18 protein-coding genes are annotated in these 16,658 nt (G+C 38.6%); 4 read left to right on the forward strand and 14 right to left on the reverse strand.

Features of this window, described 5'->3' with window-relative positions:
* Positions 1-38: 38 nt before the first annotated feature.
* The 4 genes from U9R83_RS15690 to U9R83_RS15705 all read right to left on the reverse strand — a co-directional run bounded on the left by U9R83_RS15690 (position 39) and on the right by U9R83_RS15705 (position 5,226).
* Positions 39-761 carry a GDSL-type esterase/lipase family protein gene (locus tag U9R83_RS15690; protein ID WP_042992476.1) on the reverse strand — a complete coding sequence of 241 codons (723 nt, stop codon included), beginning with the start codon at positions 759-761 and terminating at the stop codon, positions 39-41.
* A 245-nt stretch (positions 762-1,006) separates the two neighbouring features.
* On the reverse strand, positions 1,007-4,045 hold the full coding sequence (locus U9R83_RS15695; protein ID WP_014459349.1) for an efflux RND transporter permease subunit: 3,039 nt from the start codon (positions 4,043-4,045) through the stop codon (positions 1,007-1,009).
* 122 nt (positions 4,046-4,167) lie between these two features.
* Positions 4,168-4,617, reverse strand: coding sequence for a DUF6188 family protein (locus tag U9R83_RS15700; RefSeq protein ID WP_014459347.1), 450 nt, complete (start codon positions 4,615-4,617; stop codon positions 4,168-4,170).
* Between the two features lie 33 nt (positions 4,618-4,650).
* Complete coding sequence (locus U9R83_RS15705) at positions 4,651-5,226, reverse strand: TetR/AcrR family transcriptional regulator (RefSeq protein ID WP_014459346.1); 576 nt, start codon at positions 5,224-5,226, stop codon at positions 4,651-4,653.
* Positions 5,227-5,485: 259 nt separating this feature from the next.
* On the opposite strand from U9R83_RS15705, the gene U9R83_RS15710 reads away from it, so the two are divergent.
* Positions 5,486-5,779 (forward strand): DUF3817 domain-containing protein, encoded by a 294-nt coding sequence (locus tag U9R83_RS15710; RefSeq protein ID WP_013083888.1) that lies wholly within the window; start codon positions 5,486-5,488, stop codon positions 5,777-5,779.
* Between the two features lie 47 nt (positions 5,780-5,826).
* On the opposite strand, the gene U9R83_RS15715 is transcribed toward U9R83_RS15710, so the two are convergent.
* Together U9R83_RS15715 and hutI are read right to left on the reverse strand one after the other, a co-directional pair.
* Complete coding sequence (locus U9R83_RS15715) at positions 5,827-6,201, reverse strand: DUF7674 family protein (protein WP_014459345.1); 375 nt, start codon at positions 6,199-6,201, stop codon at positions 5,827-5,829.
* 75 nt (positions 6,202-6,276) lie between these two features.
* Complete coding sequence (hutI, locus tag U9R83_RS15720; protein ID WP_182420946.1) at positions 6,277-7,554, reverse strand: imidazolonepropionase; 1,278 nt, start codon at positions 7,552-7,554, stop codon at positions 6,277-6,279.
* A gap of 413 nt (positions 7,555-7,967) precedes the next feature.
* Between hutI and U9R83_RS15725 the strand changes: the two genes are divergently transcribed.
* Positions 7,968-8,231 carry a hypothetical protein gene (locus U9R83_RS15725; protein WP_013057818.1) on the forward strand — a complete coding sequence of 88 codons (264 nt, stop codon included), beginning with the start codon at positions 7,968-7,970 and terminating at the stop codon, positions 8,229-8,231.
* 34 nt (positions 8,232-8,265) lie between these two features.
* Here the strand turns inward: U9R83_RS15725 and U9R83_RS15730 are convergent, their stop codons facing one another.
* From U9R83_RS15730 to U9R83_RS15740, 3 genes are all read right to left on the reverse strand, one after another.
* Positions 8,266-9,093 (reverse strand): LCP family protein, encoded by an 828-nt coding sequence (locus tag U9R83_RS15730; RefSeq protein WP_182420947.1) that lies wholly within the window; start codon positions 9,091-9,093, stop codon positions 8,266-8,268.
* 133 nt (positions 9,094-9,226) lie between these two features.
* Positions 9,227-9,769 carry a GNAT family N-acetyltransferase gene (locus U9R83_RS15735; RefSeq protein ID WP_029714405.1) on the reverse strand — a complete coding sequence of 181 codons (543 nt, stop codon included), beginning with the start codon at positions 9,767-9,769 and terminating at the stop codon, positions 9,227-9,229.
* A gap of 101 nt (positions 9,770-9,870) precedes the next feature.
* Positions 9,871-10,284, reverse strand: coding sequence for a hypothetical protein (locus U9R83_RS15740; RefSeq protein ID WP_182420948.1), 414 nt, complete (start codon positions 10,282-10,284; stop codon positions 9,871-9,873).
* Positions 10,285-10,465: 181 nt separating this feature from the next.
* Here U9R83_RS15740 and U9R83_RS15745 point away from each other — a divergent pair, with 181 nt between their 5' ends.
* Both U9R83_RS15745 and U9R83_RS15750 read left to right on the forward strand, forming a co-directional pair.
* On the forward strand, positions 10,466-11,245 hold the full coding sequence (locus tag U9R83_RS15745; RefSeq protein ID WP_182420949.1) for an undecaprenyl-diphosphate phosphatase: 780 nt from the start codon (positions 10,466-10,468) through the stop codon (positions 11,243-11,245).
* A gap of 1 nt (position 11,246) precedes the next feature.
* Complete coding sequence (locus tag U9R83_RS15750; RefSeq protein WP_182421065.1) at positions 11,247-11,585, forward strand: hypothetical protein; 339 nt, start codon at positions 11,247-11,249, stop codon at positions 11,583-11,585.
* Between the two features lie 29 nt (positions 11,586-11,614).
* Here U9R83_RS15750 and qoxD read toward each other — a convergent pair whose 3' ends face one another.
* From qoxD to U9R83_RS15775, 5 genes are all read right to left on the reverse strand, one after another.
* Positions 11,615-11,923 (reverse strand): cytochrome aa3 quinol oxidase subunit IV, encoded by a 309-nt coding sequence (gene qoxD / locus U9R83_RS15755; RefSeq protein ID WP_013057824.1) that lies wholly within the window; start codon positions 11,921-11,923, stop codon positions 11,615-11,617.
* Between the two features lie 3 nt (positions 11,924-11,926).
* Positions 11,927-12,535 (reverse strand): cytochrome aa3 quinol oxidase subunit III, encoded by a 609-nt coding sequence (qoxC, locus tag U9R83_RS15760; protein WP_013057825.1) that lies wholly within the window; start codon positions 12,533-12,535, stop codon positions 11,927-11,929.
* The gene (gene qoxB, locus U9R83_RS15765; RefSeq protein WP_013057826.1) at positions 12,535-14,478 is read right to left on the reverse strand and encodes a cytochrome aa3 quinol oxidase subunit I; all 1,944 of its coding nucleotides are present in this window, start codon (positions 14,476-14,478) and stop codon (positions 12,535-12,537) included. The genes qoxC and qoxB overlap by 1 nt, the downstream gene beginning before the upstream one ends.
* 46 nt (positions 14,479-14,524) lie before the next feature.
* Entirely contained in the window at positions 14,525-15,478 is a 954-nt protein-coding gene (gene qoxA, locus U9R83_RS15770) for a cytochrome aa3 quinol oxidase subunit II (protein WP_014459338.1), read from the reverse strand.
* Positions 15,479-16,044: 566 nt separating this feature from the next.
* A complete protein-coding gene (locus U9R83_RS15775) occupies positions 16,045-16,623 on the reverse strand; it encodes a hypothetical protein (RefSeq protein ID WP_013057828.1) in 579 nt (192 codons plus the stop codon).
* Positions 16,624-16,658: the final 35 nt, after the last annotated feature.

Raw genomic sequence — 16,658 nt, forward strand, 5'->3', positions numbered from 1 at the left:
TTTCATCTGTTTCGTTACGCTACGTCTCAACCTCTTTTTTATTCATTAACGTATGACTGAACTTCTTGTTTCCAAATAGCATAGCCTTGGCCTTTTAAATGAAGACCATCCACCGTGAAATTACTTTTTAACTGATTGTTTTTGGATACTTTCGAATACAGGTCAATGTAAGAATCATTATGTTTCTTAGCGAGACGCTCTAAATAGTTATTTAACGCTATCACATCTTTATTGTCCACCGCGTCGCCGCATTTTTTATTGTTCACCGGCAATACGCTTTGAATATAGACCTTCGTATCCGGTGATTCTTTATGAATACGCTCAAGAATTTCAGCATAATTTGCTTTGGTTTGCCTTACAGATTTTTTCTCATTTAAATCGTTAATGCCAATCATTAAGAAAATCTTTTTTGGCTTAGCATCGGTAATACTTTTTAGTCGATGCAATACCCCTTCTGTTGTGTCATCGGCTACGCCTCGATTGACAATCTGCTTATTATGAAAAAGTTCGCTCCATTCAGAGCGCTGGGTAATGCTATCACCGAGAAATACGATGGACTCTTTAGGAATACTTAATTGCTTGAACAAAGTTGTTCGTTCAATGTAATAAGGGTTATCACTGTAGCTTTGCTTAGACGAATGTTTAGAAGACAGCGGATTTTTCATCGCGCTGCTGCTTGTCGCATAAAAAGCAAAAACACCTATGAAAAGGACATTTAAAATAATGGAACTGATAAAAACAACTTTCTTTACTGAACTCACGACAATGACACTCCTGTACTTTGTATGTTTTTTAGATAACTTTACGAGCATACAGTAAAGCTTCCTGTTAACACTCTTTCCCTCCATACAAGACATTTAATCATTTTTTGTAAATAATGATTTTACATAAAAAAGAAGCGGCGCTCGAAAGCGCCGCTTCTTTTTCTATAATATAAGGGGTTAAAACGTACTTTTATTATAACATATAGTACATGGTCATATTTTCCTCTATTAGAAAATAGTTCTTATGTCGTTTCTTTTTCCAGCTGTTTTTCTCTTTTTACTTGTCTTGCGAAGAAGAGTTCGTATACAACTGGAATAATAATTAAAGTAAGAAGAGTAGATGACGTAAGTCCGCCAATTACCGTGATTGCTAAGCCTTTTGAAATCAGCGTTCCGCTTGATGTAGTAAGCGCCAGCGGGATCAATGCAGCAATGGTAGCAAACGCCGTCATTAAAATTGGACGCAATCGCGTTTTCCCAGCTTCAATAAGGGCTTCACGGATCGTCATGCCTTTTTGTTCACGATTTTGGGTAATTCGATCTACAAGCACAATCGCGTTTGTTGTAACAATTCCAATCAGCATTAAGAATCCAATCATGACGCTGACAGACAGCGGTTCTTTTGCAAGTACTAGACCAACTAACGAACCGATTGGCACAAAAATGAGTGACGATAAAATGATAAATGGAATACGCGCTTTTCCAAACGTAACGAGCATTGTTAAATACACAAGGCCGATTGCTGTTAAAATGGCTAGACCTAGAGATTGGAAGACTTCTACTGTCTCGTCGCTTCCGCCTCCTCCGTCCAAGCTCACATCTTTGGGCAAGTCTAACTTTTTCACTCCATCTACAACATCTTTGGTCACAGCTTGAACATCATCGCCTTTGATGTCTGCTTCTACTCGCGCAAATACTTTGCCGTCAAGCTTTTGAATAGAAGTGAACGTATCAATTGTACGAACGTCAGCGATATCTTTTACTAACACAGGTCCTCGCTCTGTAAATACTTGAAGATCTTTAATTTCTTTTACTGAGGCAAGGTCTTTATCGTACGAAAGCTGAACCGCTCGTTTTGTATTATCTAATTTTAAATCTCCAACGGATACCGGTTTGGTTTGATCAGAGATTGTACCAAGCAGCTGAAATCCAGATACTCCATACTCTGCGGCTTTATCAGGATCTACTTCTACTACAAGCTGCTTTTGCTTATCTGAGAAGTTATTTGTTACATATTTAAGACGTTTGTCTTTGTTTAAGTGGTTTTCCACTTGCTTAGCTGCTTTTTGCAAGTCATCTAAATTAGAAGAATATAAATCAACCGTCACGTTATTATTTGTAGGCGGCCCTCCTGTTGATGCTTCTTGCACATTAACCGTTGCTTTCGGTGATTCTTCTTTCGTGATGCTTTCCATTTTCTTTTGAACTTTATCAATAAACGTATCAACATTGACGCCTTCTTTTACATTCAAGAAATAGCCAACTTGGTTCGGACGTTTTACACCTGTTGAAAAGTCACGTGATCCAACTTCCGTTGTCACGTCTGAAATTTCGTTTTGGTCCGCAAACATCTTTTCAATTTTTAAGGATACATCGTTTGTTTTTTCAAGGGACGTAGATGCCGGTAATTGAACGTTGGCTTGAAGCATTTTTTGTTCTTCATTTGGAATAAACGTAAAGCCAAGTGAAGGAACAAGCGCAAATGACCCAAACAGTAAAATAAAGGATAAAATTAAAATTTTGATTTTATGATTAAGCGACCATGCAATCGCTTTTGCATACCCGCGCTGCAGCTTTCCTTCTTTTTCTTCAGGCGGTACTTTTTTAAATGCAAATTTCGCTAGAATCGGCACGATTGTAATCGCTACAAGAAGAGATGCTAACAGTGAAAAAACAACTGTTAAAGCAAACGGCAAGAAGAACTCTCCTGTAATTCCTCCTACAAAGCCGATTGGCAAGAATACAACAACCGTTGTGATCGTAGACGAGGTAATCGCTTTTAAAATCTCTTTTGTTGACGACTCGACAAGCTCATTGCTCATGCCTTCTTCTGAACGGCGAACGCGTCTAAAAATGTTTTCAATCACAACAATACTGTCATCCACTACGCGCCCAACGGCTACGGCCATTCCGCCTAGTGTCATAATGTTAAGCGAAATATCAAGCTGATTTAAGAAAATAGCTGATACTAACAGCGATAATGGAATCGATATAATCGCAATGATCGTTGCACGGAAGTTACGTAAGAAAATCAGCACAGCGAGCGATGCAAATAATGCTCCAAGCAGTCCTTCGCGTACCAATGTCTCAACAGATTTTTCAATGCCGTCAGCTGAGTCAAAGCCGATTGCATAGTCTAACTGGTCATCATATTTCTTCAAGATTTTCATCGTTTCATTGGCCACTTCAACCGTGTTAGCATCTTGCTTTTTCGTGATGGCCATCGACAGTGCATCTTTGCCGTCATAGCGCGTATATTCGCCTTGTTCTGTTACGGCTTCGACTTTGGCAATATCGCCAAGCTTAACAGGCTTTGCTTCAGGGTTCATCGTAGATTTCAGCTGGATTTTTTTTAATGCATCGATTGTCGCGACTTTTTCTTCTACTCGCACTGGAATTTGAAGCTCTTTGCCGTTTAATGTTCCTGCTGGGAACGAAACAGCTTTTTGATTAATTTGTTTTTTCATCTCATCAAGCGTTAAGCCTGCTTGAGCTGCTTTTTCTTTATCGACCGTAATTTGTAAAAGGTCCTCTTTCACGCCGCCAACTGAGACGGAGTTAATACCTTGAATTTTATTTAATTCAGGAATCACTTCATCGTTTAATACTTTTTCAAGATTTGCATCATCTTTGGCAAACAGTGAAATGTTGAAAATCGGGAAGGAACCAAACGAAAAACGGTTTACGTCTACATTTGATGATTCTGGTAAATCTAACTCTTTTATCGACGAGTTAATTTGCTGTTCAACTTTATCTAAATCCGTATTGAACGGGAATTCTAAATTAATGATGCCGACGTTTTCATACGATACGCTTTGTACGCTTTTAACGCCTTCAATTCCTTTCACTTGGTCTTCGATTTTCGACGTGACGCTTTCATTTACATCATCAGGGGAAGCCCCAGGATATGTTGCTTCAATGGACAGCTGCGGAAATTCAATATTCGGCAGTAAATCAATTTTTAGTTTTGAAAATGAATATAGCCCCGCTAAAATAAGTAAAAATGAAACGATAAACACAGCTACCGCATTTTTTAAACTAAATCTCGTCAAAAAATTCATCTTTTTCCTCCGTTACGTAACTAAGTTATTTGAGAAGCCTTCATCCTTTAATAGCTGCAGACCCGTTTTATTTTTTAAAACAATTTTAGAGTACCCATGGGTCAGTTTTTCGTAAAAAAAACTCACCTCCTTTCATATGCTGATGAACTGTCTATACAAATTGAAATTTGATGGTCGCACGCTCCCCCTGGCAGCGAGATAAAGGAAAAGCCGTCTTGACCATATAAATCCCAACCTTCAAAAAAAGAGCTGTCGTGAAACATATCTAGCGCATACCCATTAGAAAATGTAATTCGAAGTATACCGATATCTTCATACCACTGTATAGAGATAATGTGCTGGCCAAGCAGCAGCGCTTCGACTTGCTGACGCTGCTCGGCAGAATGTGCTGACTTCCAGTCCGCTTGACCAAGCAAGATGCTGCGTTTGTTTTTTAGTCTCCATGGACATTCTGCAACGAGACCACCTTTACTAAATACAAGCGAAAACGGCAGGGTATTATCTGTGTTCACTTTGGTAACGGTTTGCTCTTGAAAATATGAAAAATTAATTACTGTGCTGCTGTTGTTCATCAAATCCCTCCATTATCAAGCAGTACCGACGAGTCATTTTTGGGTTTCAAAATAGCAGCCTTCAATGTATAACTTCACAATGAACTCCGCATAGTTCATGATATCTTCCTCTGTTATATCATCATCGGAAACGATATCCATCCTATACCCATTTAACATGCTGCAAAACGCTTTTGAATGTAAAAAAGCATCTTTTATTTTTTCCTCTTCAATCAATTTCGCAACAAGCCCGTGATAATCCTCAAAAAATTGATGAAGACGATCCATCATTTCTGGCATTTGGTGCGGGGCTTGCCAAAAAGAGTCCGGATATTTTTTAGTTTCGTAAAAAAAGAGCAGGTGATGCTTCGCAACTGAATACAGCTTTTCATGAAACGTTTGGCACTCATCCGTTCTTCGCTTTGCATGATACAAAAACTCATCAAACGAACGATTATTCACAGCGATATAAAGCGACTCTTTGGACGAAAAGTACAAGTAAAGCGTTCCTTTAGATACGCCAGCTAGCTTGGCAATATCAATCATTTTTGCTTCATAATAACCTTTGGATCCGAATACTTCAAAAGCAGCATCTAAAATTTTCTCTCGCTGCTGTTTTCGGTTTGTCATGATAAAAATCCTCTCATACGTTTTCGATACTATACATATAAAATAATTAAAATAACTTGTCAACACGTAGTGTGCTCTTTTATCCATTGCATCATAAGAGTGTGTCAGTTTTTCAAACAAAATACTTCTATAAAGCAAATTAAAGCGTTTTCGACTTTTTTGTGACAGATACAAATGATGCTTGTATATGAAGAGCTCGCTATGGTACATTTTTGTCATCGATACAGAAATTTATTCCGTCGTTACGGGAGGAGAAAACATGGTTCTTACATCACCAATTGGTCGCCTGCGTTTAGTAGGAATTTTAGAAGGAATTTCATTTTTACTGCTGCTTGGCATTGCTATGCCGCTAAAATATGCAGCAGGCATACCCGAAGCTGTATCAGTTGTAGGCGCAGCACATGGTGCACTTTTTGTGCTGTATGCTCTTGCAGTCGTTCATGTAAAATTCGCGCATAAATGGTCAATCGGCCGCTCTTTATTTGCATTTCTTATGTCGGTTATTCCGTTTGGTCCTTTTATTTTAGAGCGCCAGCTGAAAAAAGAACAGTAAAAGAAAAGAACGTCACGGACATCATGTTTCCATGACGTTCTTTTTCCTTACTGTTCACCACTGTTTTCGCTAAAATGGTCAATCGTTTTCCACCACTTCAGTGAGTGAGGTTTTAATAACATTCCAATTTCTTCTGGACTAATTTGCTGATCTACAATCATTTCATGCATTGCTTGAAAGAGTCCCGTTGTAACAGCTTCTTTCACATCAGCTTCACCTTCTATATACAGCTGTTCAATCGCTTCAAACACGTCCGGTTCACGTTCGAGCTGGCCGTTATATTCAAGAGAGATCAAATGACCCGCTACTCGGCTTAATTCATGCTGCAGCTCGTCTTTATCGTTGAGGTCCACTTCTTCGCTTGGCTCAAAAGATGGGCAAGCTTCTTTTAGTAATGGAATAACATTTTGTTTTGTAATCATGTCTAAATTCCCTGCCTTTGCATATGTGACAAATTCTCTATTCTTTACCCTTTTCTCTTTTTCTATAAACTGGTTTTACAAAACTTTACCGTTTTCTACAACTACTTCTCCTTTTTTCACTACGCTATTAATATGATTTAAGCCATACTGATACTGAAGGGTACGATAACTAGAGACATTAAAAATCGCTAAGTCAGCTTGTTTTCCGGCTTCAATACTCCCAATCTTATCTCCTTGATTAATAGCATGAGCTGCGTTAATAGTTGTGGCTACAAGCACTTCTTCAGGACTCATGTTCATATTCATACATGCCAGGTTCATCACAAACTGCTGTGAAGTCGTTGGAGATGAACCTGGATTGCAGTCTGTAGAAAGAGTAACCGGAACGCCTAAATCGATCATTTTTCTAGCATCTGGCCATTTCATTCCAACAAATAAGGAATTCCCCGGTAAAAGTGTGGCTACGATCCGTTTTTCAGCCAGTTTCTTTAATCCTTCATCAGAAGCATACAAAAGATAATCGGCTGATATCGCTCCTACCTCTGCTGCGAGCTCCGCTCCTCTGCAGTATTCAAAGGGGTCGGCATGTATTTTAGGAAGCATGCCATGGCTTTTCCCGGCTTCGAGTATTTCTTGACATTGTTTGAATGAAAAAGCATTTGGAAGACATACAGCATCATTAAATGCTGCAAGCTTATAAGAAGAAATTTGAGGAATCATTTCGTGAATAAGTAAATTGACGTATTTCTGCGTATCTTTTTTATATATAAGAGGTACGACGTGTGCTCCTAAAAAGGTACTTACTACATCAACTGCGTGCGTATCATTCAGCATTTTAGCGATTTGCAGCTGCTTTAGTTCTGTTTCTAGTTCTAAGCCATACCCGCTTTTCACTTCTATAGTTGTGACTCCATGAGCTAGAAAAGATGTAAGACGCTCATAGCTCTGCTGATAAATCCGGTATGCATACTCTTCCTGTGTTTGAACGACAGTGGAGTGAATACCTCCACCTTCTTCTAATAAATCCAAGTAAGAAGTTGGCCTTTCAAACCGCCTATAAAATTCTTCTTCACGCGAGCCAGCGTACACAGCGTGTGTATGGGGATCAATCAGACCCGGAGTCACAATTTTATGAGAAGCATCGATAATCATTGCATCATTTCTTTCCCTTTCATATTTTTGTTCTAGCTCTTTTGTTGTACCTACGGTCACAATTTGATCTCCTTCTATCCAGACTGAGCCATTTTCAATCACCGTCAAGTTTCTCATTTCTTTTCCAGCTAAAGGACCTTTACTTTCTTTGGCCGTTACAACTTGCGAAGCATTTTTAATCCATAGCGCTTTTTTTGACATCGTTGAATTTCCCCCTTTTCTAGCGTGTACAACGTTTTGGGGCCTCATATTTACCGTAAACTCATTTAGATTCACCTACACATTTCGCATCTCTGCCTTCTTTCTTGTAGGTAGAAATTTGAAAAAGCATGTCCATGGTCTGAAAAGCGTGTTTTTAAGTCTTTAAAGCTAGATAACTTATATTTTTTTCAATTATATACGCTTTTAGACCCTTCTTTTCTCCGTTTTCTTACTTATTGACTCTTGTTTTATACAGATATATCCTTATATACTAAATCTTTTATCACATGTATTTTATAAACATTACAGCGAGTTCCCCTCAACAGGATAAATAATAGATTTCTAGGAAGAGAACGTTTATAATATTCTTTGAAGTTTTACTTTTAGAAAGATTCACTAATGGAGGAAGAAATATGATTGTCAACTATAAAAACCAAGCAACCGGCCATCGCATGAATAACGGCTGGAATCTTTTCTATGCGTCAAACTTAACGATGTGGCGCAAAGACGAAAAGTATTTGCTTTTAGATGAAAACCAAGATGTAGTGATGATCTTTGGCTTTAAAAAAGACGAAATCATTCTAGATAAATTGCAAACATGGGGCTATACATTTGGTGTCCATCCAGAGAAAAAACAAATTTCCTGCTTGCAGCGTCAAGAAGAAATTGGTGAATAAAAAGAGGGCTGAATTTCTTCAGCCCTCTTTTTTATTAACGGGTTTGTTGAAACATAGCGCTCAGCTGCTTTTTTTCAGATGGTTTAACAACATAATACCATGTACCATCTACTATTTGTCCTTCTCCTTTTACCGTTACTGTTTCGAAATCAGGCCGTCCATTCTTAATGACGTTATACATCGTAAATGCATCGCTGACATCAATATTCGTTTGGATATGCTTTTTTGCGAGCGTGAGAAGGCTTGGAATATTTTTCACTGTTGACATGTTCATTCCTTTATCTAATAGAGCTTCCACCACTTGACGCTGGCGATTGTTTCTTCCTAAATCACCTTTTGGGTCTTCATGTCTCATCCGTACATAGGCAAGAGCTTTTTCCCCGTTCAACGCATTTTCTCCTTCAGGAAAGATAAATGAATCAAATACAAAAGGAAACGGGTTCTTAACGTTCACGCCGCCAAGTTCATCTACTACATCTTTAAAGCCTTCCATATTTACTTTCACATAATAATCGACATCGATATTTAAGAAGTTCTCAACCGTGCGTACGGTTAAAGGAATGCCTCCGTATCGGTAAGCATGGTTAATTTTCTCATCGGTCCCTTTTCCATCAATGCGTACGCGCGTATCTCTAGGGATTGGCATAACCTTTGCTTTATTATGGCTTTTATCTAAATTGACCACCATTAATACGTCTGAGCGACCCGTATCGCCTGGCCTTTCATCTACGCCCATAACGAGTACATTAAACGAATGAGGCTGCTCTTTAGCAGATGTTTGATGCTGATAGACAATTCCAAATCCAGCGGTTCCTAAAAGCAAAATACATGCCGCTAAGATGCCTACTTTGTATTTTTTCATTCATACGGCCTCCTTTACACATCACTTACTCTCTATATGCCTTAATGAATGAAAATTTATACCTTCTTGAGGAAATTTACGCACACGTCAAAAAAGCCCGCTTGTTGGGAAGCTGGCTTTTCACTAGTAGATGTTAGCTTGATTTTTGATGCACATCACGCTGTACCCATTCACTTTCTAACATACTCATTTCAATTAAGCTCCAGTACTGTCCATCTACAAGCCGGACATCGCGAAGAAGGCCTTCGCGCGTAAAGCCAATTCGTTCATAAGACTGAATCGCCCGCTCGTTAAAATCAAAGACGCCGAGCGAAATTCGGTGAAGACCCAGTTCTTCAAAACCGAAAGCTAACACTTTTTCAAACATGTGCGAGCAAAGCCCTTTTCCTCTATACTTTTCACCAAGCAGCACTCGGCCAATTCTTCCTGTTTTATGATAATAATCAATATGAGCCAGAGAAATATGCCCAATAAGCTGTTCATTTTCATCTATGACAGAAAAAGCATAGGTAGAAGCACCATCCTCATTTGCATATCGAATGTAGTGTTTTAACTGTCTAGGAGTAAGCGGAAAAGAAAAGCTAGAGCCGCTCCATTGCACCATAAATGACTCGGAGGGAATCCAATCCATTAGCTGTTTAAAGTCTTTTTTGGAGAACGGTCGTAGAGCTATCACATAATTCTCCCCCTTATTATTTCTGACTTTTCTAAATATATTACATTTATCATAATAAACTGTCAACTGACTATGTAAAAAAAAGCCATCATTTCGATGACTTATAGCTGTAATGCTTTTCTAAAAAGAGTTAAATCATGAGTAAATTCAAAAAAGTAGGTTCTATTTTCATTGTCAAATACCATCATGATTGGCTTTTGATTCGGCTCAAGAACAAAAATAACTTCACTTGCCAGCGTGTTGACCGCACTATTTTCAATTTTTACGGCTGGATCAAGAGGTACTTTAACAAGATAGCCTTTTTTAGGAAGCGGACTTGCCTTTTTATATAAACCAGTAATGGACTCAATACTTTTTTCAGCTTCTTTTTGAACATTTGGAGGTTTGAGCGTTGAACGAACGACTTTGCCCGTTTCAATTTGAAATACCTCTACTTTTGGCTGTTCGGCGCTTATTGCCTGCGGAAAAATAAAAGCAGCAAATAAAACGCATACAGCAACCCATTTTCGTATCATTTTCAGCACCTCTTTCCATTGTGGATGAGATGGAGATAAGAATGGTCGTCTCTTCTTATACTATGACCTATTTATGTATATTTATTTCATCAAATGACTGCCTGCACTGCCATGTTTTTGTCATGTTCTCAGAACTTCCTCTATACACTACTAATAAGGACACGCTGTATGAGGTGATAAGATGTCGTGGTTTGAAGCATTTATTTTGGGAATCATTCAAGGGCTTACAGAGTTTTTACCGATAAGCAGCACGGGGCATTTGTATTTAGGGCGTCACTTATTTGGCTTAGACGATGCAGGATTGTATTTAGATACGATGCTGCATATAGGCACTCTGCTTGCTGTGTTTGTCTTTTATAAGCGTGAGCTATGGCATATTATTCGTCATCCGTTTAGCAAGCTTACAGGGCTTTTAGTGATAGGAACGATCCCTGCAGTTGCAATTGGTCTTTTGTTCAAAGACTATTTTGACAGCATTTCTAAATCTGGCTTAACGATTGGCTGGGAATTTCTTGCGACGGGACTGCTGTTATGGTTTGGTGATTCCGTAAAAAATGGCTATAAAAAAATGGATCATATTTCATATGGAGATGCCTTTTTTATCGGCTCGTTTCAAGCAGCTGCGATATTCCCTGCTGTATCCAGGTCAGGCTTAACGATGGTAGCTGCGCTAATGCGAAAATTAGATCGTGAAACAGCCGCTTATTTTTCATTTTTATTGTCGACTCCCGCCATTTGCGGAGCGGTGTTACTTCAGTTAAAAGATGTAGTCACAGGTGAAGTCGAGCAGCTTTCCGTTTTCTTTTTATTCGTCGCCACCCTTTCATCTGCTTTATTTGGTTATGTAGCAGTAAAATGGATGATCAATTATTTAAAACATCATTCATTAAAAACGTTTGCGATTTACGTTTGGGTATTAGGTACAGTCGTGCTGGTTTGTCAGTTTACGGGGGTGTTTTAAGATGAAGATGAAAGTCCGGACGCTTTTTTTAGTATTGTTTTTTGCTGGTATTTTAGTCGTAACCAGCTATGTTGATAACAATTCCCAGCAGTCGTTTGACAGCTTAGCTCACCTTTCCCTTGATGGAGGCGCTGTTGAAACCTCTGCTGATGAAGACGAGGCGGAACAATTAAATATGTCGGTCAAAGAAGTTCATGTTAAAACAGAAAAAAGAGGCGGATACCGAATTGAAGTGTACGAACAAGTGAATGTTTATAGAGATGATAAAGGAAAAGTAGTAAAAAAAGTTCCCACGGGAGAATATCAAACGTTGAAATATAAGCTGAATGAAAAAAAATAAACCACTTACCGAAGTAAGTGGTTTTATTTTTAATGGTTAAAGTGAGCTGCAAGAATCCACAGTGTACCAACCACGATACAAAGTGCAATAAAGAAACTGTAAAGAATATTTGCAACCTGTACTTTACCATTTTCACTTTCAGTCATGTGCATGAACATTACTAGCTGCATTGCTGCTTGTAATAACGCTAGGATCATGATAAGAGTCATCGTAATGCTTCTTGATAGATCAGCTAGCACTACTAAACCAAGCGCTGCGAATGTTAAGGCTAGTGAAAGGATAAGCCCAAATACATGACTAAGCGGAAAACCTGCTTTTTGGCCTTGTTTATTTTCCATGTCTTATCCCACCAATCCGTTCAAGTATACAAGCGTGAAGATGAAGATCCATACAACATCAAGGAAATGCCAGTATAAACCGATAATAAATACTTTACGAGCAGTAACTGGTGTTAATCCTCGTCTTACTAATTGAATAATAATACTGATTGCCCAGAATACACCGACTGTTACGTGAAGACCGTGCGTTCCAAGTAGTGTAAAGAACCCTGATAAGAAGGCACTTGTTTGCATTGTTGCACCTTCGTGAACTGCGTACATGTAAAACTCACGAATTTCGTAGAAAAGGAATCCTCCACCAAGAACAAGTGTAATAACAAACCAAACTAAAAGTCCTTTTAAATCATTATTACGCATTTTAAAGATGGCAATTCCCATCGTGAAACTACTGAATAGTAGTAACAGCGTTTCGATCATAAAATCTTTAACAACGAACAGTTCTTCTGCAGTAGGGCCACCCGCTGTACGCGTATGGTACGTTAAGTACGTTACGAACAGCGTAGAGAACAACGCGATCTCGGCACCTAAGAAAATCCAGAATCCAAGGATATTCAGGCGACTTTGTTCTTCTTGGTATTCTAACGGCAATGATTTATCTAAATGCCCTGCCATTATTTGTCACCCCCTGTAATTCCTTCAACCTTCTTAATTTCATCTACTTTTACATAGAAGCCCGGATCATAATCAAATGAACGAGCAAGCATACAAGCAAAAATACCTGCTAAGCCGAAGATTGCCATTGGCATCCACTCAAATACTAAGCCAAATCCACCGATGAACCAGAAAATACCTGAGATAAACGGTACACCAGAGTTGCTTGGTAAGTGAATTGGTTTTAAGTCTTCTGCTTTAATTTCTGTTTCATTACGTTTTTTCATGTGCCAGAATGCATCCATTTCTTTCACATGAGGAATTACTGCAAAGTTGTAAGCTTGAACTGGTGATTTAGTCCACCACTCAAGTGTACGACCATCCCAAGGATCGTTTGCAGTGTCGCGTTTGTTTTTCCATGCACTGTATAATAAGTTGATTACTAATACAAAGAAACCAAGACCCATTAAGAATGCACCGATTGTTGAAACTAAGTTTAGTCCATTCCAGCCAAGGTTGTCTGCATAAGTTTGCATACGACGAGTCATACCGTCTAAACCTAGGAAGAATTGTGGGAAGAAACATACGTTAAATCCAACAACAAAAATCCAGAATGAAATTTTTCCTAATTTTTCGTTCAGCGTGTGACCGAAAATTTTCGGATACCAGAAGTATAAACCTGCGAAACAGCCAAACACTGTACCAGAGATTAATACATAGTGGAAGTGAGCGATTAGGAAGTAACTGTTATGATATTGATAATCGGCTGATGCCATCGCAAGCATAACCCCTGTTACCCCACCGATTACGAAGTTTGGAATAAATGCTAATGACCAAAGCATCGCAGTCGTAAATTTGATACGGCCTTTGTACATTGTAAAGAGCCAGTTAAAGATTTTAACTCCGGTTGGTACGGCGATTAACATCGTTGTGATTGAGAAGAACGAGTTAACTGACGGTGAGTTACCCATTGTAAAGAAGTGATGCACCCATACAAGGTAACTTAAGAACGCGATACCGACCATTGATACTACCATTGCTTTATAACCGAATAAGTTCTTACGAGAATGTGTACTGATAACTTCTGAGAAGACACCGAATACCGGTAAAATAACGATATATACTTCAGGGTGACCCCAAATCCAGAATAAGTTAGCCCACATCATTGGAAGACCGCCGTTAGCCATTGTAAAGAAGGCTGTTCCGAATACACGGTCAAGTGTCATAAGTGCAAGCGCTACTGTTAATACAGGGAACGCGAAAATGATAATAATTGATGTGATGAAGATTGACCAAGTAAACATTGGCATTTTCATCATTGTCATGCCAGGGGCACGCATTTTTAAGATTGTTACAAAGAAGTTGATACCAGTCATTAATGTACCAGCACCAGCAATCTGTAGTGAAACGGCATAGAAGTTATTTCCGATACCTTCACTGAATTCTTTACCTGCAAGCGGGAAGTAACTTGTCCAACCTGCATCAGGAGCTCCTCCAATTACGAAAGAAAGGTTAAATAGCATTGCTCCCATAAAGAATGTCCAGAAACTAATTGCGTTTAAGAACGGATATGCTACGTCACGCGCACCAATTTGTAATGGAACGATTACGTTCATTAGTCCGATAATAAATGGCATTGCCATGAATAAGATCATGATAACACCGTGAGCCGTGAAGACTCCGTTGTAGTGATGTTCATCTAAAATGTTCATACCCGGGAATGCAAGCTGCATACGCATCATGATTCCATCGATTCCGCCGCGGAAAAGCATTAATACAGCTGAAAGGATGTACATGACACCGAGTCTTTTATGGTCAACTGTTGTTAACCATTCTGTCCATAACCATTTCCATTTCTTGAAATATGTTAAGACAAAAACGATACCGATGACCGTCATAGCGATTGCTGCATCAGCAGCGTAAATCATAGGTTCGCCAGTGACGAAAAATTCATCTAGCTTCATTATGTCTTCCCCCAATCATTACGTTATTTAGTGTAATAAATGAATGTTATTCATGATTTGAGTGATCCATGTTTTCCATTTCTTCATTACTCATTTTTTCGTCTTCTTTCATCTTGCTGTGATCATGTCCAGTACCACGTTCTAGCTCTTTACCAGGAATGTATACATCTTTTGCATGGTCAACCCATTTTAAATGTGTACCGTTGTAAGTTTGACGACCAACAACGCCTGGGCTTAGGATTTGATCATATTTCTTTTCAGTCAATTTACCAGCTGTGCCTTTTACATCACTAACCCACTCTTTGAAGTCTTTGTCTGTTTGAGCTTGAACTTCGAACTGCATTTGAGTGAAATGTTCACCAGAGAAGTTAGCACTACGTCCCATATAAGAACCAGGCTTATCAGCTTCTAAGTATAACGGCATTGACATGTTGTTCATCGAATATTTTTGTCCGCCAAGTTCTGGTACCCAGAATGAGTTCATAGGTCCTTGAGCTGTTAACTCAAATTTCACTGGCGTATCTGCTGGAATGTTTACGTAGTTAACCGTCTCAATATTTTGTTCCGGATAACTGAAAATCCATTTCCAGTTTGCAGATGTAACGTGAATCACGATTGGATCTTTATCCTTTGATTCTGCCGGTACTTCTTCTGCAGAATAGATCGCTTTAACAGTTGGCACTGCTAATAGAATTAAGATGATGATTGGGAACGCTGTCCAAATAACCTCCATCTTTAAGTTACCTTCTTGCTCAGGTGGCTCATAGTCCATGTTTTCAGGTTTTTCACGATATTTGACAAGAACAAATATAAAAATAGCAAATACGACAACAACCACGATCAACATCATCCACATAGACCAAATGATTAAATCAGATTGCGTTTTTGCAACAGGACCTTGCGGGTTCAATACAGCAAGCTTTGAACAACCGCTCAAAAATACTAGTGAAAGCGCAGATAGTAAACCTACTAGCTTCCAAAATCCTTTTTTTGGTTTCACTTAAAACTCTCCTTTCTAACAACACATGATGCGAAGCCTATATTGATGAACATTCAAAATGCGCTATCTTTCGCTAGATAACGACATTTTTATACAGACTCTCTTCCCCCTTATTTGTAGGCCACTACTATTGTAATACAAAATGACATTTTTTTCGTCCCTTTTGCTTTATTTTTTTATATTAAAAATATTCTAATATAGTGACTGTACCAATGGGGTTAGAGTGCTTCAACCTTGCGATATTCTATCACATAATTTGGCATGAATAAATGTAAATAAAAGGATTCAGCTCCCATTTCTTAACTATTTCTCTAGGAATAACTGCAAAATCAGCTTTGCATGTTTGCTTCAACATTGATATATCAATACACATCGACATAATTGAATATTTTGTGACAAATTTTCAAAGAAAATGTGACGTCCTGTATGAAGCTTATTTTGCCCGTTAATTTCCCTTTACTTTGTAGCAAATATTTGATTTTTTTGCTTAAAATTCTTTCTTTCAAAAATATGAACAAAACGTGAATTTTTTAAGAAAGCGTTTTACAATAGAAAAGAGCTGCGTGTTACTCACGCAGCTCTTGATCCATAAATTCTTTAACTGTAATGTCATCTCCCGCTTTATCTAACAGCGTAGTCGTTGCTGGAAACGGGTGTTTAATATGACTCGGTATTTTTTCATACAGCACAAAATAATCACTTTTTGGGACCGCAGCATCAATTGTATACGTATCGTGCACTAAAGCCGCCTTTACTCGCTCAATTTGCTTACTTCGATTGGTTCCTGTAAACAGCGCGTATGTTCCTTTATTTGTATGGATATCATCATAATCCACTAAATTGCTCATTTTAGTACTGACTTCAATACGCAGGCGTTTGTTCCATCCTTGCTTCAATACGGCCATTCCTTCTTTATCACCAGGTATGGAGAATAAGGCTATGTATGTATTAGAGTGATCAACCCTTTTAAAATCTTGCAGTGTAATCCTTGCAGAGCCATCAATACTTTCTTTATGCTCCCAATTTCGCAAATGCTGCTGCACGCTTGCAGCATTGTTTTCAATCGGATATCGAATCATCTCATACGCAACAATTACAACCGCTATGCAAATGAACAGAAATAGCAACCGCTTTATCTTTCGCACATCTATTCACCTTCCTTAGCTTACTCCCCTTTTAT

The sequence above is a fragment of the Priestia sp. LL-8 genome (assembly GCF_036227845.1).
Lineage (GTDB): Bacteria > Bacillota > Bacilli > Bacillales > Bacillaceae_H > Priestia > Priestia zanthoxyli.

Excerpts from the sequence above, each read along its gene's own strand:
- qoxC (WP_013057825.1), bottom strand. The coding sequence starts at position 12,535 with ATGGCAGGGCATTTAGATAAATCATTGCCGTTAGAATACCAAGAAGAA.
- U9R83_RS15725 (WP_013057818.1), top strand. The coding sequence starts at position 7,968 with ATGATTGTCAACTATAAAAACCAAGCAACCGGCCATCGCATGAATAAC.
- U9R83_RS15745 (WP_182420949.1), top strand. The coding sequence starts at position 10,466 with ATGTCGTGGTTTGAAGCATTTATTTTGGGAATCATTCAAGGGCTTACA.
- U9R83_RS15705 (WP_014459346.1), bottom strand. The coding sequence starts at position 5,226 with ATGACAAACCGAAAACAGCAGCGAGAGAAAATTTTAGATGCTGCTTTT.
- U9R83_RS15750 (WP_182421065.1), top strand. The coding sequence starts at position 11,247 with ATGAAGATGAAAGTCCGGACGCTTTTTTTAGTATTGTTTTTTGCTGGT.
- U9R83_RS15715 (WP_014459345.1), bottom strand. The coding sequence starts at position 6,201 with ATGATTACAAAACAAAATGTTATTCCATTACTAAAAGAAGCTTGCCCA.
- U9R83_RS15695 (WP_014459349.1), bottom strand. The coding sequence starts at position 4,045 with ATGAATTTTTTGACGAGATTTAGTTTAAAAAATGCGGTAGCTGTGTTT.
- qoxB (WP_013057826.1), bottom strand. The coding sequence starts at position 14,478 with ATGAAGCTAGATGAATTTTTCGTCACTGGCGAACCTATGATTTACGCT.
- qoxD (WP_013057824.1), bottom strand. The coding sequence starts at position 11,923 with ATGGAAAATAAACAAGGCCAAAAAGCAGGTTTTCCGCTTAGTCATGTA.
- U9R83_RS15700 (WP_014459347.1), bottom strand. The coding sequence starts at position 4,617 with ATGAACAACAGCAGCACAGTAATTAATTTTTCATATTTTCAAGAGCAA.
- U9R83_RS15730 (WP_182420947.1), bottom strand. The coding sequence starts at position 9,093 with ATGAAAAAATACAAAGTAGGCATCTTAGCGGCATGTATTTTGCTTTTA.
- U9R83_RS15740 (WP_182420948.1), bottom strand. The coding sequence starts at position 10,284 with ATGATACGAAAATGGGTTGCTGTATGCGTTTTATTTGCTGCTTTTATT.
- U9R83_RS15710 (WP_013083888.1), top strand. The coding sequence starts at position 5,486 with ATGGTTCTTACATCACCAATTGGTCGCCTGCGTTTAGTAGGAATTTTA.
- hutI (WP_182420946.1), bottom strand. The coding sequence starts at position 7,554 with ATGTCAAAAAAAGCGCTATGGATTAAAAATGCTTCGCAAGTTGTAACG.